This is a genomic window from Streptomyces sp. NPDC024698 (genome assembly GCF_055559015.1).
In genome coordinates, this window is record NZ_JBVHLK010000002.1 from 709,972 (window position 1) to 735,570 (window position 25,599).

General features: G+C 70.1%; 26 protein-coding genes and 1 tRNA gene. 12 read left to right on the forward strand and 15 right to left on the reverse strand.

The window, feature by feature from the left end:
* The first annotated feature begins 188 nt into the window (after nt 1-188).
* From ACZ4AA_RS07665 to ACZ4AA_RS07690, 6 genes are all read left to right on the forward strand, one after another.
* A complete protein-coding gene (locus tag ACZ4AA_RS07665) occupies nt 189-497 on the forward strand; it encodes a hypothetical protein (RefSeq protein WP_467596952.1) in 309 nt (102 codons plus the stop codon).
* A gap of 88 nt (nt 498-585) precedes the next feature.
* Nucleotides 586-933, forward strand: coding sequence for a hypothetical protein (locus ACZ4AA_RS07670; RefSeq protein WP_467596955.1), 348 nt, complete (start codon nt 586-588; stop codon nt 931-933).
* Complete coding sequence (locus tag ACZ4AA_RS07675; RefSeq protein ID WP_467596958.1) at nt 930-1,832, forward strand: bifunctional DNA primase/polymerase; 903 nt, start codon at nt 930-932, stop codon at nt 1,830-1,832. The genes ACZ4AA_RS07670 and ACZ4AA_RS07675 overlap by 4 nt, the downstream gene beginning before the upstream one ends.
* A gap of 424 nt (nt 1,833-2,256) precedes the next feature.
* Nucleotides 2,257-3,486: a DUF3631 domain-containing protein gene (locus ACZ4AA_RS07680; protein WP_467596961.1), complete on the forward strand. Its 1,230-nt coding sequence runs from the start codon at nt 2,257-2,259 to the stop codon at nt 3,484-3,486.
* 161 nt (nt 3,487-3,647) lie between these two features.
* Nucleotides 3,648-3,836 carry a helix-turn-helix transcriptional regulator gene (locus tag ACZ4AA_RS07685; RefSeq protein ID WP_467597126.1) on the forward strand — a complete coding sequence of 63 codons (189 nt, stop codon included), beginning with the start codon at nt 3,648-3,650 and terminating at the stop codon, nt 3,834-3,836.
* Nucleotides 3,837-3,897: 61 nt separating this feature from the next.
* Nucleotides 3,898-5,277, forward strand: a complete 1,380-nt coding sequence (locus ACZ4AA_RS07690; protein WP_467596964.1) for a tyrosine-type recombinase/integrase — start codon at nt 3,898-3,900, stop codon at nt 5,275-5,277.
* A gap of 163 nt (nt 5,278-5,440) precedes the next feature.
* Here ACZ4AA_RS07690 and ACZ4AA_RS07695 read toward each other — a convergent pair.
* Nucleotides 5,441-5,522, reverse strand: a tRNA-Tyr gene (locus tag ACZ4AA_RS07695).
* Between the two features lie 201 nt (nt 5,523-5,723).
* Between ACZ4AA_RS07695 and ACZ4AA_RS07700 the strand changes: the two genes are divergently transcribed.
* Entirely contained in the window at nt 5,724-6,212 is a 489-nt protein-coding gene (locus ACZ4AA_RS07700; RefSeq protein WP_351863196.1) for a YajQ family cyclic di-GMP-binding protein, read from the forward strand.
* 113 nt (nt 6,213-6,325) lie between these two features.
* Here ACZ4AA_RS07700 and ACZ4AA_RS07705 read toward each other — a convergent pair whose 3' ends face one another.
* Nucleotides 6,326-6,592 carry a GlsB/YeaQ/YmgE family stress response membrane protein gene (locus tag ACZ4AA_RS07705; protein ID WP_467596969.1) on the reverse strand — a complete coding sequence of 89 codons (267 nt, stop codon included), beginning with the start codon at nt 6,590-6,592 and terminating at the stop codon, nt 6,326-6,328.
* Nucleotides 6,593-6,779: 187 nt separating this feature from the next.
* On the opposite strand from ACZ4AA_RS07705, the gene ACZ4AA_RS07710 reads away from it, so the two are divergent.
* Nucleotides 6,780-8,024 carry an APC family permease gene (locus ACZ4AA_RS07710; RefSeq protein ID WP_467596972.1) on the forward strand — a complete coding sequence of 415 codons (1,245 nt, stop codon included), beginning with the start codon at nt 6,780-6,782 and terminating at the stop codon, nt 8,022-8,024.
* A gap of 160 nt (nt 8,025-8,184) precedes the next feature.
* On the opposite strand, the gene ACZ4AA_RS07715 is transcribed toward ACZ4AA_RS07710, so the two are convergent.
* From ACZ4AA_RS07715 to ACZ4AA_RS07775, 13 genes are all read right to left on the reverse strand, one after another.
* On the reverse strand, nt 8,185-8,751 hold the full coding sequence (locus ACZ4AA_RS07715; RefSeq protein ID WP_467596975.1) for an SMI1/KNR4 family protein: 567 nt from the start codon (nt 8,749-8,751) through the stop codon (nt 8,185-8,187).
* Between the two features lie 111 nt (nt 8,752-8,862).
* Nucleotides 8,863-9,255: a YccF domain-containing protein gene (locus ACZ4AA_RS07720; RefSeq protein ID WP_467596978.1), complete on the reverse strand. Its 393-nt coding sequence runs from the start codon at nt 9,253-9,255 to the stop codon at nt 8,863-8,865.
* A complete protein-coding gene (gene htpX / locus ACZ4AA_RS07725; protein WP_339130903.1) occupies nt 9,252-10,115 on the reverse strand; it encodes a zinc metalloprotease HtpX in 864 nt (287 codons plus the stop codon). The genes ACZ4AA_RS07720 and htpX overlap by 4 nt, the downstream gene beginning before the upstream one ends.
* 211 nt (nt 10,116-10,326) lie before the next feature.
* On the reverse strand, nt 10,327-11,826 hold the full coding sequence (locus ACZ4AA_RS07730) for an NADH-quinone oxidoreductase subunit N (protein ID WP_467596982.1): 1,500 nt from the start codon (nt 11,824-11,826) through the stop codon (nt 10,327-10,329).
* Nucleotides 11,823-13,397 carry a complex I subunit 4 family protein gene (locus tag ACZ4AA_RS07735; protein ID WP_467596985.1) on the reverse strand — a complete coding sequence of 525 codons (1,575 nt, stop codon included), beginning with the start codon at nt 13,395-13,397 and terminating at the stop codon, nt 11,823-11,825. Before ACZ4AA_RS07735 ends, ACZ4AA_RS07730 begins: the two co-directional genes overlap by 4 nt.
* A gap of 6 nt (nt 13,398-13,403) precedes the next feature.
* Nucleotides 13,404-15,395, reverse strand: a complete 1,992-nt coding sequence (locus ACZ4AA_RS07740; protein WP_467596988.1) for an NADH-quinone oxidoreductase subunit 5 family protein — start codon at nt 15,393-15,395, stop codon at nt 13,404-13,406.
* Nucleotides 15,392-15,772 carry an NADH-quinone oxidoreductase subunit NuoK gene (nuoK, locus tag ACZ4AA_RS07745; RefSeq protein WP_351542567.1) on the reverse strand — a complete coding sequence of 127 codons (381 nt, stop codon included), beginning with the start codon at nt 15,770-15,772 and terminating at the stop codon, nt 15,392-15,394. The genes ACZ4AA_RS07740 and nuoK overlap by 4 nt, the downstream gene beginning before the upstream one ends.
* Nucleotides 15,772-16,428, reverse strand: a complete 657-nt coding sequence (locus ACZ4AA_RS07750; protein ID WP_467596993.1) for an NADH-quinone oxidoreductase subunit J family protein — start codon at nt 16,426-16,428, stop codon at nt 15,772-15,774. Before ACZ4AA_RS07750 ends, nuoK begins: the two co-directional genes overlap by 1 nt.
* Nucleotides 16,425-17,180 (reverse strand): NuoI/complex I 23 kDa subunit family protein, encoded by a 756-nt coding sequence (locus tag ACZ4AA_RS07755; protein WP_467596997.1) that lies wholly within the window; start codon nt 17,178-17,180, stop codon nt 16,425-16,427. Before ACZ4AA_RS07755 ends, ACZ4AA_RS07750 begins: the two co-directional genes overlap by 4 nt.
* A gap of 2 nt (nt 17,181-17,182) precedes the next feature.
* A complete protein-coding gene (locus ACZ4AA_RS07760) occupies nt 17,183-18,151 on the reverse strand; it encodes a complex I subunit 1/NuoH family protein (protein ID WP_467597000.1) in 969 nt (322 codons plus the stop codon).
* A complete protein-coding gene (locus ACZ4AA_RS07765) occupies nt 18,148-19,527 on the reverse strand; it encodes an NADH-quinone oxidoreductase subunit C (protein WP_467597003.1) in 1,380 nt (459 codons plus the stop codon). The genes ACZ4AA_RS07760 and ACZ4AA_RS07765 overlap by 4 nt, the downstream gene beginning before the upstream one ends.
* Entirely contained in the window at nt 19,524-20,231 is a 708-nt protein-coding gene (locus ACZ4AA_RS07770) for an NADH-quinone oxidoreductase subunit B (RefSeq protein WP_467597007.1), read from the reverse strand. The genes ACZ4AA_RS07765 and ACZ4AA_RS07770 overlap by 4 nt, the downstream gene beginning before the upstream one ends.
* Nucleotides 20,222-20,635: an NADH-quinone oxidoreductase subunit A gene (locus tag ACZ4AA_RS07775; protein ID WP_467597010.1), complete on the reverse strand. Its 414-nt coding sequence runs from the start codon at nt 20,633-20,635 to the stop codon at nt 20,222-20,224. The genes ACZ4AA_RS07770 and ACZ4AA_RS07775 overlap by 10 nt, the downstream gene beginning before the upstream one ends.
* 326 nt (nt 20,636-20,961) lie before the next feature.
* Here ACZ4AA_RS07775 and ACZ4AA_RS07780 point away from each other — a divergent pair, with 326 nt between their 5' ends.
* From ACZ4AA_RS07780 to ACZ4AA_RS07795, 4 genes are all read left to right on the forward strand, one after another.
* The gene (locus tag ACZ4AA_RS07780; RefSeq protein ID WP_467597012.1) at nt 20,962-22,161 is read left to right on the forward strand and encodes a sensor histidine kinase; all 1,200 of its coding nucleotides are present in this window, start codon (nt 20,962-20,964) and stop codon (nt 22,159-22,161) included.
* Between the two features lie 319 nt (nt 22,162-22,480).
* A complete protein-coding gene (locus tag ACZ4AA_RS07785; RefSeq protein WP_467597016.1) occupies nt 22,481-23,836 on the forward strand; it encodes a sensor histidine kinase in 1,356 nt (451 codons plus the stop codon).
* Between the two features lie 381 nt (nt 23,837-24,217).
* A complete protein-coding gene (locus ACZ4AA_RS07790; RefSeq protein ID WP_467597129.1) occupies nt 24,218-24,877 on the forward strand; it encodes a LuxR C-terminal-related transcriptional regulator in 660 nt (219 codons plus the stop codon).
* A 236-nt stretch (nt 24,878-25,113) separates the two neighbouring features.
* A partial coding sequence (locus ACZ4AA_RS07795; RefSeq protein ID WP_467597019.1) for a 2-oxoacid:acceptor oxidoreductase family protein occupies nt 25,114-25,599 on the forward strand: 486 nt, incomplete at its 3' end.

Here is a 25,599-nt window from a genome sequence, read left to right on the forward strand (position 1 = left end):
AAATCCATCACACAGTGCTACCGAGTAGTGGGTAGTGGGGCGCTCCCCACTACCCACTACCGGCCCCTACTGGGGTGTCACGGGTATTGAGCTGGGCTTCCCCACTGGGGACCCCGCTACCCACTACCCAGTAACCCTGCACGCTCCTGTCACGCAAAGTCACCGAACCTCGTGCAAAGGAGACCGTCATGAACCACACCAACCCGCCCGGACAGATAGCCCCGCACATTCCCGCGGACGTCTTCCAACGCGCACAGGCCACCGGGCAGCCGGTCGTGTTCGTCGTCAACGACACCCCGCCCCCGTTCCCGTGGGGCCGGCTGCTCATCCCGTTCGCGATCGCCGGGGCCGCCGCCCTCGGCACCTGGGGCGTGGTCCTGGCCATCGCGTGGCTGATGGACGTGGCCGCACACACCGCGACCGTCATCGCCGGCACCGCCGGACCCATCGGAGCGGGCGGCATCACGCTCAAGCTCGCCCGCGGCAAGGACACCTAGCTACGCCAAGGGCGGCCCCTCCATCTCGCCAAAGAAGCGGGGCCGCCCTTGCTCACCAGCACCGTCAAAGGAACTGGAGACATCCAGCATGACCGATCGAATCGACAAGCCGCGAGTGCCCGAGGGCACCGAGCAGGTGACCATGGTCCGCACCGAACCCCGCCCCGACGGCAGCACCGTTCTGGTCCTGCTCACCGTCGGCCCACCGCTCACCCTGATCGAGCACCGCATGGCCCTAGACCCCTACCTCACGTGGGCCCTGCTCCACACCCTCACCCGCGACCTCGACGGCATCGAGCCCCCGGGACCCAACCCCCAGACCGCGGCACTACTGAACGCGCTGCGCTCCGGGGACCGGGACGCGTTCGCCGCGGCCGTGGACGGCTACAACCATCGCATCCTCAGCCTGTGGACGGACGGGAGCGCTGCCGCGTGACCACCGCCCCGAGTACGGCCCTGCTCAACAGGGCTTTAGACAGTGCACGCCGCGGATGGCACGTCATCCCCCTGCGGCCTGGCGACAAACGCCCGGCCGGCCATGCAGAGAAGTACTGCCCCACCGTGGGGCGTTGCACGGGTGGGCACAAGACGCCCGAGCAGCGAGCCACCACCGACCCTGAACTGATCGCCGCAGCGTGGGCGCAGCAGTCATACAACGTCGGGATTGCTACCGGCCCGTCCGGGCTGCTGGTCATCGACCTCGACACGCTCAAGCCTCAAGACCCAAAAGGAACGCCTGACGGCGCGACTTCCTTTCAAGCGCTCTGCGAGCGCGCCGAGCAGGACGTCCCGACTACCTACCGGGTGCGGACTGCACGCGGTGGAGAGCACCTGTACTTCACCCAACCCCCCGACGTCCGGCTGAACTCCACGGCCGGACGGCTCGCGAAGAAGATCGACACCCGCGGGTGGGGCGGCTACGTCGTTGCCCCGAGCAGCGTCACCCCGGACGGCACGTATGAGGTTCTGGACGACAGTCCGACGGCACTGCTGCCGGAGTGGCTGCGCGAGGCTCTGACAGCCGCTCCCGCTGCGGTGGCGGTGCCGCTGCGGCTGCCTGTGGTGGACGGCAGCCGCGCGGCACAGGCGGCGCTGGAAGCCGAATGCGCCGAGGTCGCCGGGGCTGCGGACGGCACCCGGAACACCGTGCTCAACCGCAGCGCGTTCAAGGTGGGGCGGTTCGTCGCGTGGGGCGACCTCCCCCGGCACGTGGTGGAGGAGGCCTTCCAGGCGGCGGGGGAGTCGATCGGCCTCACCGCTGCCGAGTGCCGCACCACCATCCGCAGCGCCCTGGACAGCTCCCTGCGCACCGTCCGGCCGCGGGAGGCAGCATGACCGGCCGCAACTCCCCCCACCTGGAAGGCCAACCCCAACCCACCCATCACTCGCACCCCGCCCGAACTGCGGCACCGCGGCCGGCCGTGGGCGAACCGAAAGGCGCCGCCCGTAAGGGCGTCCCTTCTGCTGTTCGCTCTGAGAAGTTCCGCAGCAACCAGGCCCGCCACGGCACGCCGGACCCGACGTCGAATGAGCCAGGGATCCGCATCTACGCCCCGCCGGTCTACCGCCACCACTACGACGGAGCCCGCTGGTGGAAGCAGCCCGGCGACACCCCGAACGCCGCTTACGCCTGCGCCTGTGGGCTGACCGGCACTGCGACGGGAGCCGAGGACGTTGCCGCGCTTGCGGCCGAGTACGCCGCCCACAAATCCGCATGCACGGGAGCTCCCGTGACCCCGCCCGAAAGGAGGGCCGCCGCATGACCGAGATCACCGACGGGGCCGCGCTGCTGGACGAGGTGGAGGCCTTCCACCGCCGCTTCAACATCTTCCCCAGCGAACATGCCTACGTCGCAGTCGTCTTGTGGGATGCACACGCTCACCTGATCGACTGCTTCGAAACCACGCCCCGGGTCGCGTTCCTGTCCCCGGAGCCCGGCTCGGGCAAGTCAAGGGCACTGGAGATCGTTGAACTCCTCACGCCCCGACCGGTCGCGACCGTGTCCGCATCCGCTAACGCTCTCTACCGGCTGGTGGACTCCGCCGAAGGGCTGCCCACAGTGCTGTTCGACGAGGTGGATACGATCTTCGGTCCAAAGGCTGGTGCCGATGAGGCGTTGCGCGGCTTCCTGAATGCCGGCTACCGGCGCATCGGCGGCGCGCTGCGCTGCGTTGGGGACGGCTCGAATCAGAACGCTCAGGTCTTTGGCTCCTACTGCGCCGTGGCCATGGCCGGGATCGGTTCGCTCCCGGACACTGTGCTGACCAGGACAGTCATTGTCCGCATGCGCAAGCGCGCACCGAACGAGAAGATCGAGCCTTACCGGCAGCGCACCCACGAGAAGCAAGGACACGCCCTACGTGACCGGCTCGCCAAGTGGGCCGACACCGTCCGCGACCGGGTCACCAACGCGTGGCCCGAGATGCCCGAAGGAGTCACCGACCGGCCCGCAGACGTGTGGGAACCCCTGCTCGCCGTCGCGGACGCGGCCGGAGGGGACTGGCCCACCCGGGCACGGGCCGCCTGCGTTGAACTGATCAGCGCAGCCCACGACAACGACGAATCCTCCATCGGCATCCGGCTGTTGACCGATCTTCGCGACAAGGTGTTCTGCGGCGCGGACCGCATGCCCTCCGCCGTGATCATCGAATGCCTGCTCCGCCTGGACGACGGACCGTGGGGGGATCTGGACGACAAGCCGATCAACTCACGCACGCTCGGGCGACTGCTCGGACAGTACGTCACTGCTGCACTCAAGCCGATCAAATCGCGCGGCATTCGCACCCCCTCAGGGTTCCCCAAGGGCTACTACGCGGAAGATCTCGCGGACGCCTGGATGAGGTACTGCCCTCCGCCCCCCGGAGGATCCGCCACGTCCGCCACGTCCGCCACACCGCAGGTCAGCGGGGGTGAATCCGTGGCGGATAGCGCCACAGCGATCCGCCACACGTCATCGGAAACCGCCACACAGCCGGTCCCTGCCAGCTGACGAGACCGGCCCTCCCGATGCCGCCACACCCATCGGGTGTGGCGGCATCCATCCGCCACAAAACCGCTATGCGCCACACGATCAAGGCTCTGACCTGCGATGTGGCGGCGTGGCGGACGTGGCGGATATCCAGAAGCGAAGAAGACGAAGGAGTAACCGCCTTGGCCCGCCCCAAGATGCTCAAGCTCCCCGAAGTCCTCGAAGAGATCGACATGAGCCGTGCTGCTTTCTACCGGATGCGCGCTCGCGGCAAGGCCCCGAAGCTCCTCAAACTGCCCAACGGTCAGCTCCGTTGCCGCCGCGCCGATCTCGACGCGTGGTGGTCAGCCATGGAAGACGCTGCTGCCTGACCATCTCCCACGCACACGAGACACGAGGGGCCCGCTTCCGGCGGGCCCCTCTGGAGTTCATATGGCCCTGACCTACGACGTTCGCCTCTACTCCATCGAGATCCGCAAGGATCGCCCGAAGCCCTACCGCCTGCGCTGGCTGGTCGGGGAACGCAAGCACTCCAAGAGCTACGCGCTGAAAGTCCAGGCCGAGGGACGCCGCTCGGAACTGATGTCCGCCGTTCGACGTGGCGACCAGTTCGACGAGGAAACGGGCCTACCCGTGTCCGAGCTGCGCGCCAAGCAGGGCTCCATCACGTGGTACGAGCACAGCCGCGCGTACGTCGACCGCAAGTGGGCGCTGGCGCCCGCGAAGTCACGGAAGAACTATGCCGATGCGCTGGCGACCATCACGCCAGCGCTCGTGAGGACCAGGACAGGGATGCCCGACACCGCGCTCATTCGCCGCGCGCTGTACGGGTGGGCCTACAACCGGAAACGCTGGGACGAGACCCCGCCGGACGATGTGGCACGGGCTCTTGCATGGGTCTCCAAGCATTCCATGCCGATCTCCGCGCTGGAGGACCCTACGACCGTCCGTCTGGCCCTAGACGCACTGTCCTTACGGCTGGACGGCAAGGAAGCATCACCGCGCACAGCGAAACGCAAGCGTGCCTGCCTGAGCGACGTGCTCGGGCTCGCCGTAGAAGAGCAGTACTTCTCGATGCCGGTCAACCCGATCACGGCCGTGAAGTGGACCGCTCCGAAGTCGGTGGAAGCAGTGGACCCCGAAAGCGTCGCCAACCCTCGCCAGATCCGCGCGCTCTTGGCGGGCGTGCGGGAGCAGGGCCCGCGTGGCCAGCATCTGGAAGCGTTCTTCGGGTGCCTGTACTACGCAGCCATGCGCCCCGCCGAGGCCACCGGGCTTCGCATGGTCCAGTGCCACCTTCCGGAATCAGGGTGGGGGATGCTCACCCTGCGGCAAGGGGTTGTCCGGGCTGGACGTAACTGGACCGACGACGGAACGGCGCACGAGGTGCGCCACCTCAAGGCACGCGCCAAGAAGGACTCCCGTCCCGTGCCGATCCCGCCCCACTTCGTCCGCATGCTGCGGGAGCACATCGCCGCGCACGGCACGGCACCCGACGGTCGACTCTTCCGGACGAACCGCAATGGCCTGCTGCAAGAGACCGGCTATGGAGAGGTGTGGGCGAATGCTCGAAAGGACGTGCTGAGCGAGGCGGAGACGGCTTCTCTGCTGGCCCGTCGCCCCTACGACCTACGGCACGCGGGAGTGTCGTTCTGGCTCAGTTCTGGAGTCGATGCTATGGAGTGCGCCCGCCGTGCCGGGCACAGCATCGCCGTTCTGCACACGGTGTACGCCAAGGTGCTCGACCAGACCCGAGAACGCGCGAACAGCCGGATCGATGCGGCCCTCCGAGAGTGGAACCAGCCGGAGTGATCATGCTCTCCCCCGGGGGACACCTGGGGGACACGCACTGATCAGAGGTGGGATTCAGGCGGTACGAGGTGAGACACGTCCACGCCGAATCGAACAGGGCCAGGAACGAAGAAACCCCCTCCAACCTGCCGTTAAGGCTGGTCGGAGGGGGTTCACCTACATGTGGCGGCGCCAGGGTTCGAACCTGGGTAGGCTTAGCCGGCAGATTTACAGTCTGCTCCCTTTGGCCGCTCGGGCACACCGCCGGGGTTGCTGCCCCTGAGCCTCGCTTTCGCGGTGCTCCCTGGCAACGACGTAAACGATACCCGATGCTCGGGGATGCTTCGCCACCCAATTGATCGACGCCTGGGGGGAGGGGGGTGGCTAGGCTTATGCGGATGCGGCCGGAGGCCTACGCCGGGCTCGACAGCCGCCCCTACGCACCCCGATACAAGGAGCCACAGGACATGGCCGACTCCAGTTTCGACATCGTCTCGAAGGTCGAGCGGCAGGAGGTCGACAACGCCCTCAACCAGACCGCCAAGGAGATCTCGCAGCGCTACGACTTCAAGAACGTCGGCGCCTCCATCTCCTGGTCCGGCGAGAAGATCCTCATGGAGGCGAACTCCGAGGAGCGGGTGAAGGCCGTCCTCGATGTGTTCGAGACCAAGCTGATCAAGCGCGGCATCTCGCTGAAGTCGCTGGACGCCGGTGAGCCGCAGCTCTCCGGCAAGGAGTACAAGATCTTCGCGACCATCGAGGAAGGCATCTCCCAGGAGAACGCCAAGAAGGTGGCGAAGATCATTCGCGACGAGGGCCCCAAGGGCGTGAAGGCCCAGGTCCAGGGCGAAGAGCTGCGCGTCAGCTCGAAGAGCCGTGACGACCTCCAGGCCGTTCAGGCCCTCCTCAAGGGCAAGGACTTCGACTTCGCCCTTCAGTACGTGAACTACCGCTAGAACACCGGTGGGCGGCACGAGGCCGCCGCCGAACGGCCGACGGTACGAGGAAGGGTGGACACCCTGGGTGTCCACCCTTCTCGTCCGCCGGCTGCGGGCCCTGCGTCACGGGATCAGCGGCGTGAGTCGCCGAAGAAGACGCGGTACAGGATCAGCAGCACGAGCGAGCCGCCGATGGCGGCGACCCACGTGGCGCCGTCGTAGAAGTGCTTGCTGATGGGGTGGTCCAGCCAGCGGGCCGATATCCAGCCGCCGAGGAACGCACCCACGACACCGATGACCGTCGTGCCGATGAAGCCGCCCGGGTCGCGCCCGGGGAGCAGGAACTTGGCGATGGCGCCTGCCAGCAGCCCCAGAATGATCCAGCTGATGATGCCCATGTTCTGAGCCTGCCCTTCCGTTGTGTACTCACGCTGTCCGGACCCTGTGATTTCGGTCCGGACGGGCCGTGCCCGCGCTGTCCGGGCCCGGTGCGGAGCGCCTGTTCGATGGCGTGTGGACGCCGTGCCGATGAACAGGACGCCGCTGTGGATCCCGCCGGTTGCGCAGATCAGTAGGGTGCGGCACATGACGCCGTCCGGTTCCGAGTTGCGCCGCACGCTGGGTGTCGGTGACGCCGTGGTCGTCGGGCTCGGCTCGATGATCGGTGCCGGGATCTTCGCCGCGCTCGGCCCCGCCGCGCGGGCGGCCGGGTCCGGACTGCTGCTCGGACTCGCGGTCGCCGCGGTCGTCGCCTACTGCAACGCGATGTCCTCGGCCCGGCTCGCCGCCCTGTACCCCGCTTCCGGCGGCACGTACGTCTACGGGCGCGAGCGGCTCGGGGCCTTCTGGGGGCATCTGGCCGGCTGGTCGTTCATCGTCGGCAAGACAGCCTCCTGCGCCGCGATGGCGCTCACCGTGGGTGCCTACGTCTGGCCCTCGCAGGCGCATGCGGTGGCGGTCGCCGCGGTCCTCGCCCTGACCGCCGTGAACTACGGCGGTGTGCAGAAGTCGGCGTGGCTGACACGGGTGATCGTGGTGGTGGTCCTGGCGGTCCTCGCTTCCGTGGTGGTGGGGTGTCTGGGGTCCGGCGCCTCGGACGCCGGGCGGCTCGGCGTCGGGCTGTCGTCCGGCGTGGGCGGGGTGTTCGAGGCGGCCGGGCTGCTCTTCTTCGCGTTCGCCGGGTACGCGCGGATCGCGACGCTCGGCGAGGAGGTACGCGATCCGGCGCGCACCATTCCGCGCGCGATCCCGCTGGCTCTGGGGATCGCGCTCGCGGTCTACGCGGCCGTCGCCGTGGCTGTCCTTTCGGTACTCGGTTCGGAGGCATTGGGGCTTGCCCCGGCTCCGCTGGCGGACGCTGTCCGGGCGGCCGGGCTGCCGGGGCTCGTGCCGATCGTGCGGGTGGGGGCCGCCGTGGCCGCGCTCGGCTCGCTGCTCGCTCTGATCCTGGGTGTCTCACGGACCACGTTGGCCATGGCCCGCGACCGTCATCTGCCGGCCGGCCTGGCCGCTGTCCATCCGCGCTACCAGGTCCCGCACCGGGCGGAACTGGCCGTGGGCGCGGTGGTCGCCGTGCTCGCCGCGACCGTGGACGTGCGCGGCGCGATCGGTTTCTCCTCCTTCGGTGTGCTGGTGTACTACGCGATCGCCAACGCCTCCGCGTGGACGCTGAGTCCGGCCCCGGCGGCGCGGGTCGTGCCGGTGCTTGGCCTCCTCGGCTGCGTGACGCTGGCCTGTGCTCTGCCGTGGGTCTCGGTGGTCGTCGGCGTGGCCGTCCTGGCGGTCGGGGCGGCTTCGTACGGCGTGCGTAGGGGGGTCGCTTCGCGCTGAGAGCCGTCCCGTGGCCCCCTCCCCCGGATCGGCGCGTGGCGTCGGATACCGCGCGTGGCGAGGCGGCGGGTGGTCGCGCCGTCCCGGGTGTGAAGACGGACGCCGTCCCTGGTGCGAGGGGCGTCGTCCCGGGCGGGGTCCGGGGCGATCGGCCGGCCGGTCAGGAGGTCCGGGGCACCGTCGTACGCAGGGGGAAGTCGGGCCAGAGGGGGAGGTCCGCGCCGTCGTTGGACTCCTCGTACCAGCCCGTTCCCTCCAGCCAGGCGAGCAGCCAGGTCGCGAGGTCAGGTGCGTCCACGTACCAGGAGTGGTCGGCCTGGTGCGCGTTCGGGTCGAAGAGCAAGACCGTGCCGTCGGGACTCTGGCAGTCCACGCACGCGTACATTCCGCAACCCCAGTGGGATATGGGCAGGATCCCCTCGGGCCAGGGCCATTCCGGGTCCTTGCGGCCGCTCTCGCGGTTGGCGAGGTATTGCGGGACGACCGCGGGTTCACCCGACGGCGGGCCGTCGAGCAGGGACAGCAGGCCGTATTCCGGACCGAATCCGCCGTCCCCTATCCGAAGGTAGAGCGATGCGAGCAGTGCGGGCAGCGGGAAGCCGAGGGCGGCCTCGGCGCGGGCGACCTCATCCGGTCCCACGGGCGCGGGGAGCGAAGGCCAGCCCCACGGGCGGGTGTTGCGGGCCTCCGCAGCGACCCGTGCCAGCAACTGCTCGATTTCGGTCATGGGTTCATGATGCAGCGCGCCACTGACAATCGGGCAGCCTGTGGACAACCCTCGTCCGGCGCGGGCATCGGCCCGTGTGCGGCAAGGAGCGGGGCGACGGGGCCCGTACGGCTAACGGCCCGCGAACGGCTCGTCCGTGCGCACGATTTCGCGCCCCAGCGGGAACAGCGAGATCGGGATGAGCTTGAAGTTGGCGATGCCGAACGGGATGCCGATGATCGTCAGGCACATGGCGATGCCCGTGACGATGTGGGCCAGGGCGAGCCACCAGCCGGCGAGGACGAGCCACAGGACGTTCCCGACGCAGGACGGGGCGCCGGCGTCGTGGCGCTCCACCGTCGTATAGCCGAACGGCCACAGCGCGTAGACGCCGATCCGGAACGAGGCGATGCCGAACGGGATACCGATAATGGTGATGCACAGGATGATGCCTGCGGCGAGGTATCCGAGGAACAGCCAGAAGCCGCTCAGGATGAGCCAAATGACGTTCAGAATTGTCTTCACTGCTGACGACCTGCCATCTGCTCGAGCCGGGCGATCCGCTCCGCCATCGGCGGATGCGTAGAGAACATCTTCGACATTCCCTGTCCCGGGCGGAATGGGTTTGCGATCATCATGTGGCTCGCGGTCTCGATGCGCGGCTCGGGAGGCAGTGGCAGCTGCTTCGTGCCCGCGTCGAGCTTGCGCAGCGCGCTCGCGAGGGCGAGGGGGTCGCCGGTGAGCTGGGCACCGGACGCGTCCGCCTCGTACTCCCGGGAGCGGCTGATCGCGAGCTGGATGAGGGAGGCGGCGAGCGGGCCCAGGATCATGACCAGGAGCATTCCGAGGATGCCGGGGCCGTCGTCGTCGTTGGACCGGCCGACCGGGATCAGCCAGGCGAAGTTGACCAGGAACATGATCACCGAGGCCAGGGCGCCGGCCACGGACGAGATCAGGATGTCCCGGTTGTAGACGTGACTGAGTTCGTGGCCGATGACACCGCGCAGCTCGCGCTCGTCCAGGATGCGCAGGATGCCCTCGGTGCAGCACACGGCCGCGTTGCGCGGGTTGCGGCCCGTCGCGAAGGCATTCGGCGCCTCTGTCGGTGAGATGTACAGGCGCGGCATGGGCTGGCGGGCCTGCGTCGAGAGATCGCGGACCATGCGATACAGGGCAGGGGCCTCGAACTCGCTCACCGGACGGGCGCGCATCGCGCGTAGAGCCAGTTTGTCGCTGTTCCAGTACGCGTACGCGTTCGTCGCGATCGCGATGAACAGGGCGACGATCAGGCCTGTACGCCCGAAGAAGCTGCCGATGACGATGATGAGTGCGGACAGTCCCCCGAGGAGTACGGCTGTCCTGAGCCCATTGTGCCGGCGGTGCACGGTAGCCCTCCAAGTCGTGCGGCGGGGAGCCCTTTGCTTGCTGATGCTCTGCTTCCACTCTTCAGTGGACCCTCCCGTACAGGTCAACGCCAGACGGGAAGCGCGAGTTCCCTTGCGCGCGCCGCCCGGGGCGTGGGCCGTCCGGGTGATTCGGACGACCGTTCACGCGCGCGTGCCCCTTGACGAGGCCCTCGCCTCGGGGAGTGCTGCTTCAGAAAAGTGCGGTCTCCGAGAAGCGCAGGATCAGCTGGGGCGCCCCGGACAGGACGACTCCCAGGACGGCCGTCAGGGCGATGGCCGCGGTGAGCGGAACCGGTGCGCGGTGCGTGCCCGGCTCGCCTTCGGGAGCGCGGAAGAGCAGCGCGGTCCACTGGAGGTAGTAGAAAAGCGCGATCACCACGTTGACCGCCATGACGACGGCCAGCCAGCCGAGCCCCGCGTCGACGGCCGCCGAGAAGACGGTCACCTTGGCGAAGAGGCCGATGATGCCCGGCGGCAGTCCGGCGAGGCAGAGCAGGAAGAAGCCGAGGACCAGCGCGGACAGGGGGCTCTCCGCGTACAGGCCCCGGTAGTCGCTGATGCGGTTCAGGGGGCTTCTGCGGGCCACCAGGGCGGCCACGGCGAAGGCGCCGAGGTTCACCGCCGCGTACATGAGGGCGTAGGCGACCGTGGAGCCGATGGCCTTCTGGGCGTCCTGGGAGTAGGCGGCCGCCGCGATCGGGACCAGGAGGTAGCCGGCCTGGCCGACGGAGGACCAGGCGAGCAGCCGCACCGCGCTGTACGCGCGCGTGGACCGCTGTCGCAGGGCGCCGACGTTCCCGGCCGTCATGGTGAGGGCCGCCAGGCCGGCCAGCGCCGGGCCCCAGACGTCCGCGTACGAGGGGAAGGCGACGACCGTGACGAGGATGAGCCCGGAGAAGCCGACCGCCTTGCCGACGACCGACAGGTAGGCGGCGATCGGCAGGGGCGCTCCCACGTAGGTGTCGGGCACCCAGAAGTGGAAGGGGACGGCGGCCGTCTTGAAGGCGAAGCCGACGAGGGTGAGGACGACGCCCGTCTGGGCGAGGGTGTGGAACTGTCCGTCGACGTGCTGGATGCGGTCCGCGATCCGGGTGAGGTAGAGGGTGCCCGTCGTCGCGTAGACGAAGCTGACGCCCATGAGGCTGACGGCGGTCGCGGTGACGGAGGACAGGAAGAACTTCAGTGCTGCTTCCGAGGACTTCCGGTCGCCGCGTTTGATGCCGACGAGCGCGAAGGCGGGCAGCGAGGCGACCTCCAGGGCGACGATGAGGGTCGCGAGGTCGCGGGAGGCGGGCAGGAGGGCGGCGCCGGCGGCCGAGGAGAGCAGCAGGAACCAGTACTCCCCCTCGGGGAGTTCCCGGTCGGCGTCCTTCAGGGCCGTGACCGACAGCAGGGCGACGAGGAGCGCGCCGCCGAGCACCAGGAGCTGGACGACCAGGGTGAAGCGGTCCGCCACATAGCTACAGGTGTCCGTGGCGCCGGTCGCGCAGAACGTGGCCCGGTCGCCGTCTCGCAGGGGCAGTAGCAACAGCGCGGACGCGGCGAGCCCGGCGACGGACATCCAGCCGAGTACGGCCTTCCTCGCGTCGCCGATGAAGAGATCGGTGACGAGCACGGCGAGTCCGACGACCGCCGTCAGGGTGGGCGGCGCGATGGCGAGCCAGTCGACGGACTGGACCAGGGAACTCATCGGGTGCCTCCTGCGAGGAGCTGCTGTACGGCCGGGTCGGTCAGGCCGAGCAGGGCCCGGGGCCACAGGCCGGCGACGACGGTGAGGGCGACGAGCGGTGTCCAGGCGGCGAACTCGTAGGTCTGGACGTCGATGAGCCTCGGCGACTCGTGGGCTGTCGGGCCCATGCAGACACGGCGTACGACGATGAGCATGTACGCGGCGGTGAGCAGGGTGCCGAACGCGGCGATCGTCATGAACGTCAGATAGGCGGGGCGGCTGAGTCCGGAGGCGGGTTCGAACGCGCCGAACATGGCCAGCATCTCGCCCCAGAACCCGGCGAGGCCCGGCAGTCCGAGCGAGGCGACGGCCGCGAAGGCCAGCAGGCCGCCGAGGTGCGGCGCCCTGCCGTACAGCGCGGCGCCGGACTCCTCGGCGAGCGTGTCGAGGTCGCTGGTGCCCGTGCGGTCCTTCAGCGCTCCGACGAGGAAGAAGAGGAGGCCGGTGATGAGGCCGTGGGCGATGTTGGCGAACAGGGCGCCGTTCACACCGGTCGCGGTCATGGTCGAGATGCCGAGCAGGACGAAGCCCATGTGGCCGACGGAGGAGTAGGCGATGAGCCGCTTGAGGTCGCCCTTCGTGCCCTGCTTGACCAGGGCCAGACAGGCCAGGGAACCGTAGATGATCCCGACGACGGCGAAGGCCGCGAGGTAGGGGGCGAAGGTCCGGAATCCGTCCGGCGCGATGGGCAGCAGGATCCGGACGAACCCGTACGTGCCCATCTTCAGCATGACGCCGGCCAGCAGGACCGAGCCGACGGTCGGGGCGGCGGTGTGGGCGTCGGGCAGCCAGCTGTGCAGCGGCCACATCGGCGTCTTGACCGCGAGCCCGATCCCGATCGCCAGAACGGCGGTGACCTGCACGGATGTGCTCAGCGACCGGCCGTTGTCAGTGGCGAGTGCCACCATGTCGAATGTGCCCGCCTTGATTCCGATCAGGAGCAGGCCCAGCAGCATGACGACCGAACCGAGCAGGGTGAAGAGGATGAACTTCCAGGCCGCGGCCTGGCGCTGGGCGCCTCCCCACCGTGCGATGAGGAAGTACATCGGGATGAGCACCGTCTCGAACGCGAGGAAGAACAGCAGCAGATCGAGGACGGCGAAGGTCGCGAGGGTGCCGGACTCGAGGACGAGCAGCAGCGCGACGAATGCCTTCGGGGTCGGGCCCGCGGGCATCTTGAAGTAGGAGTACAAAGCGCACAGGAAGGTCAGCAGCGCGGTCAGGACCAGAAGGGGGAGGGAAATGCCGTCGACGCCGAGGTGGATCCGCACGTCGAGTGCCGGGATCCAGCTGATGTCGGTCGTGGCCTGCATCTTCGAGGGGTGGTCGTGGTCGAAGCCGAGCGCGAGGACGATCGCGGCGATGAGGACGACGCCCGTGACGATCACGCCGTGCCGCAGCACCGCCTGTTCGGGCGACTTCCCCTTCAGCCCGGGCGGGGCAGGGAGAAGGGCGGCCACGGCCCCGATGAGCGGGCCGACGACGATCAACGCGAGAAGAATCTGCATCACGGATTCACTGATATCGATCACTGCTGCTCACGCTCCCGTGGCGACGAGGAGGGCGGCGACCACCAGGACGACGGTGCCGGCGAGCAGCGCGCTCACATAGGTCTGCACATTGCCGGTCTGGGCGCGCCGTACGGCGGTGCCGAGCCAGCGGGGTAGGGCGCCCGCGCCGCGTACGTAGGTGTCGACGACCTCGCGGTCGAGGAACCGGACGAGCGATGCTCCGGCCTGGACCGGGCGGACGAACAGCACCAAGTACACGGCGTCGAGGTGGAAGCCGACGGCCGCATGGCGGTGCAGCGGGCCGAGCAGCAGCCGGCCCGGGTCGGCCGGGTCGGCGGCCTGGGCGACGTCTCCGTAGGCGGGTTCGTGGGAGGCGATGGCCTCGGCCTCGACCCGTCCGCCGTCGGCGTCCGGGTGGGCCGCGACCGCGCCCAGGGGGACACGGGCCGCCAGGGCGGTGGTGTGGCGCCAGGCTCCGTAGGTGACGATCCCGCCGACCAGGGCGAGTCCCGTGCCGAGCACCGACGTGGTGAGGACGGGCGTCAGGTCGCGGCCGTCGAACCAGTCGGGCAGCGGGCCGAACGCCAGGCCGAACGCGAGCGAGGGGATGGCGAGCACCCACAGCACGGCCGTCATCGTGACCGGCTGCCTGCCGTGGTCGGGGGCCTCGGCTCCGTGGCCGCGGAAGGCCATCAGCCACAGCCGGGTCGCGTACGCGGCGGTGAGGACGGCGGTGACCAGACCGGTGATCAGAACGATCCAGCCCGAGGCGCCGGGGGCCTGCTCGGTGTGGCCGGTGGCGACGTGTTCGGCGGCGCCGAGGACGGCCTCCTTGGAGAAGAAACCGCTGAAGGGCGGGATCGCGGCGAGCGCGAGCAGCGCCACGGTCATCGTCCAGAAGGCGTCGGGGACGCAGGTGCGCAGGTCCTTCATCCGGGACATGGCGGCCAGCGAGTTGGTGCCGGAGGCGTGGATGATCACGCCGGCGGCGAGGAACAGCAGGGCCTTGAAGGCGCCGTGCGCGAGGAGGTGGAAGACGGCGGCACCGCGGTCGCCGACGGCGAGGGCACCGGCCATGTACCCGAGCTGACCGATCGTCGAGTAGGCGAGGACCCGCTTGATGTCGTCCTGGGCGAGGGCGGCGAGTCCCGAGCCGACCATCGTGACGCCGGCCATGACGGCGAGGACGACCATCGCGGCCGCGGAGGCCTGGAAGACGGGGAGGAGCCGGGCGACGAAGTAGATGCCGGCGGCGACCATCGTCGCGGCGTGGATCAGCGCGGAGACGGGTGTGGGGCCCGCCATCGCGTCGGGCAGCCAGGTGTGCAGCGGGAACAGCGCCGACTTGCCCGCCACGCCCGCGAGGAGGAGCAGCGCGACGACCGTGGGGTGGTGCAGCCCCCCGCTCGCCACGGCGCCGAGGACTCTGGTGATCCGGAACGAGCCGGCGTCGGTGGCGAGCGCGAACAGACCGATGAGGAAGGGGACGTCGCCGAGTTTGGTGACCAGGAAGGCCTTGAGGGAGGCGGCGCGTGCTTCCGGGGTCTCCCAGTAGTGGCCGACCAGGAAGTACGAACAGATGCCCATGATCTCCCAGCCGACCAGGAGCACCATCAGGTCGCCGGAGTAGACGACGAGCAGCATCGCGGAGGTGAACAGGGAGACGAGTGCGGCGTACGAGGGGTAGCGCGGGTCGTCGTGCAGATAGCCCGTCGAGTAGATCTGCACACAGGTGGCGACGACGCCGACGAGTACGGCGACGAGGGCGGCGAAGCCGTCGATGTGCAGGCCCAGTTCGATGGGGACCGAGCCGGTCGGCGTGAGTTCGGTGTGCGAGTCGATGGCCTGGCCGCCGCCCTGGTGCGCCGCGACGAGCACGGCGAGGACGAGGGACGCGAGGACCGGCAGGACGGCGAGCGGGCGGACGAAGCCCGGGGCCGTGCGGCCCAGGAGGAGGCCGGCGACGGCGCCGAGGAACGGGAGGAGGGGAACGAGGACGGCGAGGGTGGTCGTGGTCACGCGGTGGCCTCAGCCTTCTCGGCCGCGGGGGCGTCGCTGTCGGGGTCGTCGGGGCCGTGGCCCTCGGCGGTGTCGCGGAGCTTGTCGATGTCCGAGGTGCCGCGGTTGCGGTACACGGCGAGGACGATCGCCAGGCCGATGCCGATCTCGGCGGCGGCGATGGCGATGGTGAACAGGGTCAGGGCCTGACCGGAGTGCAGCGTGTCGCGGGCGGCCTTGGAGAGCCAGACGTCGAAGGCGACGAGGTTCAGGTTGACGGCGTTGAGCATGAGCTCGACCGACATCAGGACCAGGATCGCGTTGCGGCGTGCCAGGACTCCGTACAGGCCCGTGCAGAACAGGAGGGCGGCGAGGACGGCGGGATAGGCGAGGTGCATCAGCGGACACCTTCCTTGTTCTGCTTGCCGTCGCGGCTGCCGGGGACGCGCGGGGTGGTGGCCCTCGTGGTCGTCTCGGTGGTGTCCGCCTTCGCCTTGCGGGAGAGGACGATCGCGCCGACCAGGGCGGCGAGGAGGAGGACGGACAGCGCTTCGAAGGGCAGGACCCAGTTCTGGAAGAGGCTCGCCCCGGTGACCTCGGTGGAACCGGCGGCGGCTCCGCTCAGGTCGACCCAGGTCGTACGGAACGCGTCGACGACGACCCAGATCAGGGTGCCGGCCGAGGCGAGTGCCACGGCCAGCGCCGCCCAGCGGTTGCCCGAGTCGGCGTCCGGGGAGCGGCCGATCGGGGCCCTGGTGAGCATCAGACCGAACAGAAGGAGGACGACCACGGATCCGACGTAGATGAGGACCTGCACCCAGGCGATGAACTCGGCCGTCAGGAGCAGGTATTCGACGGCGAGACCGCCGAGGGCGACCACCAGCCACAACGCGGCGTGCACCAGTTGCTTGGTGGTGACGGTGACGAGCGCGGCGCCGAAGGTGAGCAGGCCGACGAGGAGGAAGGCGATCTCGACGCCGGTCGGGGAGAGGAAGCCGTGGTGCCCGGCGGCGACGGTGGTGGCCGCGGTGGCCGTGGCTGCTGCGAAGGTCACGACTGTCCCTCCTGCGGGTCGGCGGGAGGCGTGACCGGGGGCTCCGGCTGCCCGGCGTCCTCGGCCTGCGTCGGCGGCGACGGCTGCCTCGGCTGCGCCTCCTCGGCCGCCTGCGCCGCTTCGGCCGGCTGAGCCGACTGGGTCGCCTCGGCCGATCGTTCGGCCTCGGCTGCCTGATCGGCCTCGGCTGCCTGTTCGGCCTGGGCAGTCTGTTCGGCCTGAGCTGCTTGTTCGGCTGCGAGTTTGTCGGCGGTCTTGCGGGCGGCCGCGATCTCCTTGGGCTCCTCGGCGCCGGGGTCGAGGGCGGGCGGGGCCGGGACGGTCCACATCCACTCGCGGAGCTTGTCGCGCTCGTGGGTGAGTTCGTGGATGTCGGTCTCCGCGTACTCGAACTCCGGGGTCCAGAACAGCGCGTCGAAAGGACAGACCTCGATGCAGATACCGCAGTACATGCACAGGGCGAAGTCGATGGCGAAACGGTCGAGGACGTTGCGGCTGCGCTCGCGGCCGCCCGGGGCGGCGGGCGGGACCGTCTCCTTGTGGGAGTCGATGTAGATGCACCAGTCCGGGCACTCACGGGCGCACAGCATGCAGACCGTGCAGTTCTCCTCGAAGAGGGCGATGACACCACGGGTGCGGGGCGGGAGTTCGGGCTGGACGTCCGGGTACTGCGCGGTGACGGTCTTCTTCGTCATCGTGCGGAGGGTGACGGCCAGGCCCTTGGCGAGGCCGGAGCCAGGAATGGGGGCCATGGTTACGCGATCACCACCTTGACGATGCCGGTGAGGGCGATCTGGGCGAGGGACAGGGGGACGAGGAGGGTCCAGGAGAGCTTCTGGAGCTGGTCCTCGCGCAGGCGGGGATAGGTGACGCGGAGCCAGATGACGACGAAGGCGAGGATCGCGGCCTTGAGGAGGGTCCAGACCCAGCCGAGGCCGTCGGCACCCCAGGGGCCGTGCCAGCCGCCCAGGAAGAGAACGGTGGTCAGGCCGCACAGGACGACGATTCCGGCGTACTCGGCGAGCAGGAACAGGGCGAAACGCAGGCCCGTGTACTCGGTGTACGCCCCGAAGATGATCTCGGAATCGGCTACGGGCATGTCGAAGGGGGGCCGTTGGAGTTCGGCGAGGCCGGCGACGAAGAACACGATCGCGCCGACGATCTGCCAGGGCAGCCACCACCACCGGAAGGCGTCCACGATGCCGGGGAGCGAGACCGTGCCCGCCGCCATCGCGACCGAGGCCGCGGTCAGGAGCATCGGGAGTTCGTACGCGAGGAGCTGGGCGGCGGTGCGCAGGCCGCCGAGAAGGGAGAACTTGTTGGCCGACGCCCAGCCCGCCATGAGCGAGCCGAGGACGCCCACGCCCATCACGGCGAGGACGAAGAAGACGCCCGCGTCGACGGTCTCGCCGACCGCGCCCTCGCTCGGGCCGATCGGGATGACGAGGAGGACCAGGAGGTACGGGAGGAGCGCCACCGCGGGAGCGAGCTGGAAGATGCGCCGGTCCGCGCCCGCGGGGACGATGTCCTCCTTCTGCGCGAACTTCACGCCGTCCGCGACGAGTTGGGCCCAGCCGTGGAAGCCGCCCGCGTACATCGGGCCGAGGCGGCCCTGCATGTGGGCCATCACCTTGTGCTCGGCCTGGCCGACGATCAGGGGGAACGTCAGGAACACGACGAAGACGACGAGGAGGCGTAGGGCGACGTCGAGAGCGTCGTTCACTGCGTACCTCCGGAGGGGTCTTCGGGGCTGGGGTCGGGGTTCTCACCCGGAGCGGGCACAGCGGGCGAGGACTCCGGCTCGGATTTCCGTCCGGCATCCGGCTCGGTCGTCCGATCGGCATCCGGCTCGGACCGTTCCGATTCCGGCTCGGACACCGGTCGAGGCTCGGACACCGGTCGGGACTCGGGCTCAGGTCGGGGCTCGGGCGCCGGTCGGGGTTCGGGCGCCGGTCGGGGTTCCGACATCGGTCGAGGCTCGGGCGCCGGTTGAGGCTCGGGCGCCGGCTCTGGGGCAGGCGTCGGCCGAGGCTCGGGCGCCGGTTCAGGTTCGGAGTCCGGCTTCCGCTTCGGTTCCGTGTCGTCGAACGCGGGCTTCGGCTGGTGCCACGGCGCGTCCGAACCGCGGGGCGCGGCAGGCCTTTTGGCGGGCGTCGCCGCCGGAGCTGTCGCCTCGTCCCCGACCGTCGGCGAGGCCGGCGGCGGAGTCCGCGTCGCGGCCGGTGTCGCGGCCGGTGTCGCGGCCGGGGACGGCGGCTGTTCGGTTCGCTGGCTGGCTGAGCCCTGGCTCACGCTGCGGGATCGGCGTGCGGGTCGAGCGGTCTCGGTACCGGAGGCCGCACCCGCGGCGACCGAGCCCTCGGCTGCTCCCGCGGCACCCGTACCCGCGGCCGGGGTCGTCGTGCCGCCGGTGTCGGCAGGAGAGGCGGGCGTCTGGCTCGCCGAGCCCTCCCCCGCCGTACGGGCCCTGCGGACCGGGCGGTCGCCTGCGGGGCGGGCCGCGCCACGCGCCGGGCGGGACGGGGCCGGGGGGAGCTGGCCCTTGAGAGGGCCCCACTCGTTGGGGTCGGGGACGCCGGGCGGCAGCATCTGGCGGCGCTTGGGGCCGCCGTGTTCGGACTCGCCGGGTTCCTTCGCGCCGGGCCATGCCTTGGCGACGCGGGCGGCGAGGACGAAGTCCTTGCGGAGGGGGTGGCCTTCGAAGCCCTCCGGCAGAAGCAGGGGGTCGAGGCCGGGGTGTCCCTCGAAGGTCACGCCGAACATCTCGTGGGTCTCGCGCTCGTGCCAGGCGGCGCCCGCGTACACGGAGACCGCCGACGGGAGCACCGGGGCCGTGTGCGGGACGGTCGTGCGGACGAGCAGGCGGCGCAGCGGGGACAGGGCCACGACATGGGCGGAGACGCGGAAGCCCGTGCCGGGTTCGTCGACGGCGCTCAGCCAGTCGAAGTAGGTGCAGCCCAGGGTGGAGCGGGCCGTCTCCAGGGCCGCGATCCAGGAAGCCGGGGGGACGTCGACGGTCAGGACCTCGTACGACTCCTCGGCCGTGGCGTCGGGGCCGAAGAGGTCCTCGGCGGGACCGGGAAGCCAGCCGACGGTCATCGGTCCTCCTCACCGAGTGCGCCGGGTGCACCGGGTGCACCGGGTGCACCGGGTGCACCGGGTGCACCGGGGGTGGCCGGATCCGTCCCCGGAGCGGTCGTCGCCGCAGGGGCCGGTGGCCGCACCAGGCCGCTCTGGAGCGCGGCGGCCGACGGGCGCGGCGCGTCGGATCCGTAGCGCTCCCCCAGCGATTCCCGGGCGATCTTCTCCTGGAGCTTGAGGATGCCCTGGAGCAGCGCCTCGGGGCGGGGCGGGCAGCCGGGTACGTAGACGTCGACGGGGATGATCTGGTCGACGCCCTTGGTGACGGAGTACGAGTCCCAGTAGGGGCCGCCGCAGTTGGAGCAGGCGCCGAAGGAGATGACGTACTTCGGCTCGGGCATCTGCTCGTACAGGCGCTTGACGGCGGGCGCCATCTTGTCCGTGACCGTGCCCGAGACCACCATCAGGTCGGCCTGGCGCGGGCCCGGCGCGAACGGGATCACGCCGAGGCGGATGAAGTCGTGGCGGGCCATCGACGCGGCGATGAACTCGATCGCGCAGCAGGCGAGGCCGAAGTTGAAGACCCAGAGCGAGTAGCGGCGGCCCCAGTTGAGGACCACCTTCATGGGCTCGGGGGCGAGGCGGGCGAGTGCGCCGAGCCGCTTCGGCTCGGGCAGCGGCACCGGCGTCGGCTGCTCCGGGGCGGAGGGGGTCACGCCCATGTCAGGACGCCCTTCTTGTATGCGTACAGCAGGCCCACGGCCAGGAAGCCGAGGAAGATGAACATCTCGACGAGCGTCGCGGCGCCGTAGCCGGGAGCGGCGAAGACCGTGGCCCAGGGGAAGAGGAAGATCGAGTCGACGGCGAAGATGACGTAGAGGAAGGCGTAGACGTAGTAGCGGACCTGGGTGTGGGCCCAGCCCTCGCCGACGGGGTCGACACCGCACTCGTACGTCAGGAGTTTCTCGGGGGTCGGGACCACGGGTCGCAGCAGACGGCCCGCCCCGAAGGCGACGGCGACGAACAGCACGCCGACGACGGCGAGCAGCCCGACGACTGAGTAGGACGGGAAGTAGTCCGCCGCGACGACGGCCCCGGTCGCCGTGACAACGGTCGGTTCCGGCACGTCAGCCCCTCACTCCCTGACCTCGTTGCGCCCCGTCGTGCGCCGTCGCGCACTCTGTGATGCGCCCTGTTCGACGATCTGTACGGACGGGAGTCTAGGGCCTGCTAAAGAGAGCGTAAGCAGCCCGTCACGCCTCGACCATCCCTCGGCCCTCCGTGACGTGTGCACGTCTGCCGGAATGAGCGCGTCCCGGTGGGACCCCGTCACCCGTCGCGTGCCGGGTCGTCGTCACGTCCGGCCAGCACCCTGGGGGTGGGGTTATCCCCAGTGCATCGCGGCGGCCCACCTCATGGCGCGGCGGCGCGCCGCCGGGCAGGCTAGCGGATATGACCGAACGCATCACGCCCGCCGGTCCGTCGGACGACCCGTCCGACGGCGACCGGCCGCCCGCCGTCCGTCCCGCTCTCGACCCGCGGACGTGGAAGGAGATCTCCCATCTCCTGGTGAACCTGCCGGCCTCGATCGTCGGGTTCGTGTACGTGGTGACGATGCTCGCCACGGGCGCGGGGCTCGCCGTGACCGTCGTGGGGCTGCCTCTGCTCGCGGCCGCGCTGCGGGGTGCGCGGCAGCTGGGCAAGCTGGAGCGGGCCCGGGCGCGGCGGCTGCTGGGGCTGCACATCGACGAACCGAGCCCGTTGCCGGTGCGCAGGACCGGGTTCTTCGGCTGGCTGTGGTCGAGTCTGAAGGACCCGGTGGGCTGGCGGGCGGTGCTGTACGGCCTGATCCGGCTGCCCTGGGGCATCGTCACCTTCGTGGTCACTCTGGTGTCGCTGTTCGTGCTGTGGCCGGTGCTGCCGTTCATCGCGCGCGGTCTGACGAACGTGGACCGGGCGATGGTGCGCGGGCTGCTGTCGCCCTCCGACGAACTGGAGCGGCGGATCGCCGAACTGGAGTCGGACCGCGGGGTGGTGGTGGACACGGCCGCCGCCGATCTGCGCCGTATCGAGCGCGATCTGCACGACGGGGCGCAGGCCCGGCTCGTGAACCTCGCGATGGGGCTCGGGCTCGCCAAGGAGAAGCTCCTGGAGGACCCCGACGCCGCGGCCTCGATGGTGGACGAGGCGCACGGCGAGGTGAAGCTCGCCCTTCAGGAACTGCGCGATCTGGCTCGCGGGATCCATCCGGCGGTCCTCACCGACCGGGGTCTGGACGCGGCTCTGTCCTCGATCGCCTCGCGCTGCACGGTGCCCGTGAAGGTGACCGCGGAGCTGGAGACGCGGCCGGCCGCCGCCATCGAGGGCATCGCGTACTTCACCGTCTCCGAACTGCTCCAGAACGTCAGCAAGCACAGCGGGGCGCGGTCCGCTTCGGTCGACGTGTGGCGGGCGGAGGACCGTCTGCTCGTCCAGGTCCGGGACGACGGCCGCGGCGGGGCCGGTGTCGACGGCGGTACCGGTATGGCGGGGCTGGCGGACCGGCTGGGAGCGGTGGACGGGCTGTTCGTCGTCGACTCGCCGGTGGGCGGTCCGACGGTCATCACGGCCGAACTGCCCTGGCGGGACCGCCAGAACGAGCCCGCGCGGTAGTCGCGGGCCGGGCTTCCGGTTCACTCGATGGAGACCTCCGGCTGGACGGCCGTGTACGGAGGTCTTCGTCGTGGGTGCCGTATGGGCTCTGGCCCGGGAACGCCGGCTGCCGGTGGAGGTAGGGAAAACCCCCCGCCCAAGACGCCGATCCGCTCCATGTCCGGCAAGCCTCCGGGGAGGCAGGCTTGAACAAGCGGTCGACGAGCGGAACACGTCGGCGCGCGGAACAGGCGGGGACACGGACGAAGCCGAACCGCGGAACAGGCCGAGGCACGGAACAGGTCGAGGCGCAGGACGAGACGAGAGAACGGACGGACCGATGGCCACGGACTACGGACACGGATACGGGCACCGCGGCGGGCCCGGATTCGACGAGGCGGGCGCCGGCGAGCGGCCGCACCGGCTTCCGGCCCCGCTGCGGGCGCCGTTCGAGGCCCGCACGTGGCGCGAGTTCGGCTACGTGCTGCTGGGCCTGCCGCTCGGGATCCTCATGTTCACGTTCGCCGTCACGATGGTCTCGCTCGGCGCGGGCCTGCTGATCACCTTCCTCGGCGTTCCGGTGCTCGCCGCCGCCCTGGCCGGCTGCCGTGGGCTCGGCTCGCTGGAGCGGGCACGGGCGCGCGGGCTGCTCGGTGTCGAGGTGGCCGAGCCCGAGCCCCTGCGGACGAAGGGCCACGGGGCGATGGCGTGGATGGGCGCTGTGCTCAAGAGCGGCACCTCGTGGCGGCACCTGCTGTACGCGGTGGTCCAGTTCCCGTGGTCGGTGTTCTCCTTCGTCGTCGCGCTGAACTTCTGGGTGTACGGGTGGGCGCTGCTCACCTATCCGCTGTGGTTCTGGGTCTTCCCCATGTACGGCGGCCAGGACGGACTCCAGCTGTACGGGGACAGCACGCACTCGATCTATCTGGACAACCCGTTCGAGATCACGGTGACCGCGCTGGTCGGACTGCTCTTCACGATGGCGACCCCGTGGATCGTGCGGGCGCTGACGACCGTGGACCGGGTGATGGTGCGCGGGCTGCTCGGCCCGTCGCGGCTGGCCACGCGTGTGGTGGAGCTGGAGTCCGACCGCGGGGTCGTGGTCGACACGGCCGCCGCCGATCTGCGCCGTATCGAGCGCGATCTGCACGACGGGGCGCAGGCCCGGCTGGTGGCCCTGGCGATGGATCTCGGGCTCGCCAAGGAGAAGCTGACCGAGGACCCCGAGGCGGCGGCACGGATGGTGGACGAGGCGCACGGCGAGGTGAAGGCGGCCCTTCAGGAGCTGCGGGATCTCGCGCGCGGTATCCATCCGGCGGTGCTGACGGACCGCGGGCTCGACGCCGCGCTGTCCTCGGTGGCCTCGCGGTGCACGGTGCCGGTGCAGGTGGAGGTGGATCTGGCGGCGCGGCCGGCGCCCGCGATCGAGGGCATCGCGTACTTCACCGTCTCCGAACTGCTCCAGAACATCAGCAAGCACTCGCGTGCGACGCGGGCGACGGTGGATGTGTGGCGGGTGGAGAACCGGCTGATGATCCAGGTCGGCGACAACGGGGTCGGCGGGGCCGATGTCACCGAGGGGTCGGGGCTGGCGGGGCTCGCGGAACGCCTCGACGCGGTGGACGGGATCCTGGTGGTGGACTCCCCGCCGGCCGGTCCGACCCGGATCACGGCGGAGCTGCCCTGGCGGGGCTGAGCCCCTGTCCGCGGACACGGGAACCCCGGTGCGGGTTGCACCGGGGCTCCCGCATGTGGTGCGGGGCCCGCGTGCGGCGCGGCGGACCCCCTCGTACGGGTGCAACGGTCCCCGCGTACGGCGCGGCGGACCCCCTCCGTGCGGGTGCGACGGTCCCCGCGTGCGGCGCGGCGGAGCCCCTCCGTGCGGGTGCGGCGGGTCCCTCCGTGCGGCGCGGCGGAGCCCCTCGTGTGATGCGGCGGGGCCCCAATCACGTCGCTCGGGCGCGCCCCGAACCGAATGCTGGAATGCTGGGGGCTGTCGTAGGAGCGGGCACGAACCCGGTGGAGCCGGGGCGGCCGGGGGCGGGCTCTGGGGGGCCGAGAAATCGTGGAGGACAGGGTGCGGGTGGTCATCGCCGAGGATTCAGTGCTGCTCAGGGAGGGCCTGACCCGGTTGCTGACCGACCGCGGGCATGATGTCGTGGCTGGGGTCGGTGACGGCGAAGCGCTGATCAAGACCATCACCGAGTTCGCGGCGCAGGACGCGCTGCCGGACGTCGTCGTCGCGGACGTCCGGATGCCGCCGACGCACACCGACGAAGGCGTGCGGGCGGCCGTGCAGCTGCGCAAGGCGCATCCGGAACTCGGTGTGCTGGTGCTGTCACAGTATGTGGAGGAGCGGTACGCCACCGAACTGCTGGCCGGTTCGAGCCGTGGCGTCGGCTATCTGCTCAAGGACCGGGTCGCCGAGGTGCGCGAGTTCGTGGACGCGGTGGTGCGGGTGGCCCAGGGCGGTACCGCGCTCGACCCGGAGGTGGTGGCACAGCTGCTGGGCCGCAGCCGCAAGCAGGACGTGCTGACCGGGCTGACGCCGCGGGAGCGCGAGGTGCTCGGACTCATGGCCGAGGGCCGCACGAACTCCGCCGTCGCCCGCCAGCTGGTGGTGAGCGACGGCGCGGTCGAGAAGCACGTCAGCAACATCTTCCAGAAGCTCGGCTTGTCACAAAGTGACGGGGATCATCGGCGTGTTCTGGCCGTCCTCACATACCTGAACTCATGACGAGCTGACAGTCTGTCAGTTGTCGAGCGGAACCAAAGCGCGAGCGGGGAACGTCGTTCGAGGAAGGGATCCGGGGCGGGAGAAATCGTGACACATCACCATGTCAGGACGTCTCAAAACAGCGTCCATCATGCGAATGGCCGAAGGAAGGCGACCCTTACCGACGTAGGGTTGACACAGGAAGGGTCTGCGGGAAGGCCACTCCCGGACAGCCGCCTCAAAGGAGGTCCAGTTCAGTGACGAGCAAGGTCAGCAGCCCAACGGAACAGGCCGACGAAGCCGTCGTAGGGGAACAGCGCAAACCGCCGGGGGCGAAGGACGTCCGCCGGCTCGACCGGGTCATCATCCGGTTCGCGGGGGACTCCGGCGACGGTATGCAGCTCACCGGCGACCGCTTCACATCGGAGACCGCCTCCTTCGGTAACGACCTCTCGACCCTGCCGAACTTTCCCGCCGAGATCCGCGCGCCCGCAGGCACACTGCCGGGCGTTTCGTCATTTCAACTGCACTTCGCCGACCACGACATCCTCACGCCGGGCGACGCGCCCAACGTGCTGGTGGCGATGAATCCGGCGGCCCTGAAGGCGAACATCGCCGACGTGCCGCGCGGCGCCGAGATCATCGTCAACACGGACGAGTTCACCAAACGGGCGATGCAGAAGGTCGGCTACGCCACCAGCCCGCTGGAGGACGGCTCGCTGGACGGCTACAACGTCCATCCC

Bases quoted from the DNA above. Each gene is read 5' to 3' on its own strand.
- ACZ4AA_RS07665 (WP_467596952.1), top strand. From the start codon at position 189: ATGAACCACACCAACCCGCCCGGACAGATAGCCCCGCACATTCCCGCG.
- ACZ4AA_RS07755 (WP_467596997.1), bottom strand. From the start codon at position 17,180: ATGGCCCCCATTCCTGGCTCCGGCCTCGCCAAGGGCCTGGCCGTCACC.
- ACZ4AA_RS07780 (WP_467597012.1), top strand. From the start codon at position 20,962: ATGACCGAACGCATCACGCCCGCCGGTCCGTCGGACGACCCGTCCGAC.
- ACZ4AA_RS07705 (WP_467596969.1), bottom strand. From the start codon at position 6,592: ATGGGCATCATCAGCTGGATCATTCTGGGGCTGCTGGCAGGCGCCATC.
- ACZ4AA_RS07730 (WP_467596982.1), bottom strand. From the start codon at position 11,826: ATGAGTTCCCTGGTCCAGTCCGTCGACTGGCTCGCCATCGCGCCGCCC.
- ACZ4AA_RS07670 (WP_467596955.1), top strand. From the start codon at position 586: ATGACCGATCGAATCGACAAGCCGCGAGTGCCCGAGGGCACCGAGCAG.
- ACZ4AA_RS07680 (WP_467596961.1), top strand. From the start codon at position 2,257: ATGACCGAGATCACCGACGGGGCCGCGCTGCTGGACGAGGTGGAGGCC.
- ACZ4AA_RS07710 (WP_467596972.1), top strand. From the start codon at position 6,780: ATGACGCCGTCCGGTTCCGAGTTGCGCCGCACGCTGGGTGTCGGTGAC.
- ACZ4AA_RS07715 (WP_467596975.1), bottom strand. From the start codon at position 8,751: ATGACCGAAATCGAGCAGTTGCTGGCACGGGTCGCTGCGGAGGCCCGC.
- ACZ4AA_RS07690 (WP_467596964.1), top strand. From the start codon at position 3,898: ATGGCCCTGACCTACGACGTTCGCCTCTACTCCATCGAGATCCGCAAG.
- ACZ4AA_RS07785 (WP_467597016.1), top strand. From the start codon at position 22,481: ATGGCCACGGACTACGGACACGGATACGGGCACCGCGGCGGGCCCGGA.
- nuoK (WP_351542567.1), bottom strand. From the start codon at position 15,772: ATGCACCTCGCCTATCCCGCCGTCCTCGCCGCCCTCCTGTTCTGCACG.
- ACZ4AA_RS07765 (WP_467597003.1), bottom strand. From the start codon at position 19,527: ATGACCGTCGGCTGGCTTCCCGGTCCCGCCGAGGACCTCTTCGGCCCC.
- ACZ4AA_RS07770 (WP_467597007.1), bottom strand. From the start codon at position 20,231: ATGGGCGTGACCCCCTCCGCCCCGGAGCAGCCGACGCCGGTGCCGCTG.
- ACZ4AA_RS07700 (WP_351863196.1), top strand. From the start codon at position 5,724: ATGGCCGACTCCAGTTTCGACATCGTCTCGAAGGTCGAGCGGCAGGAG.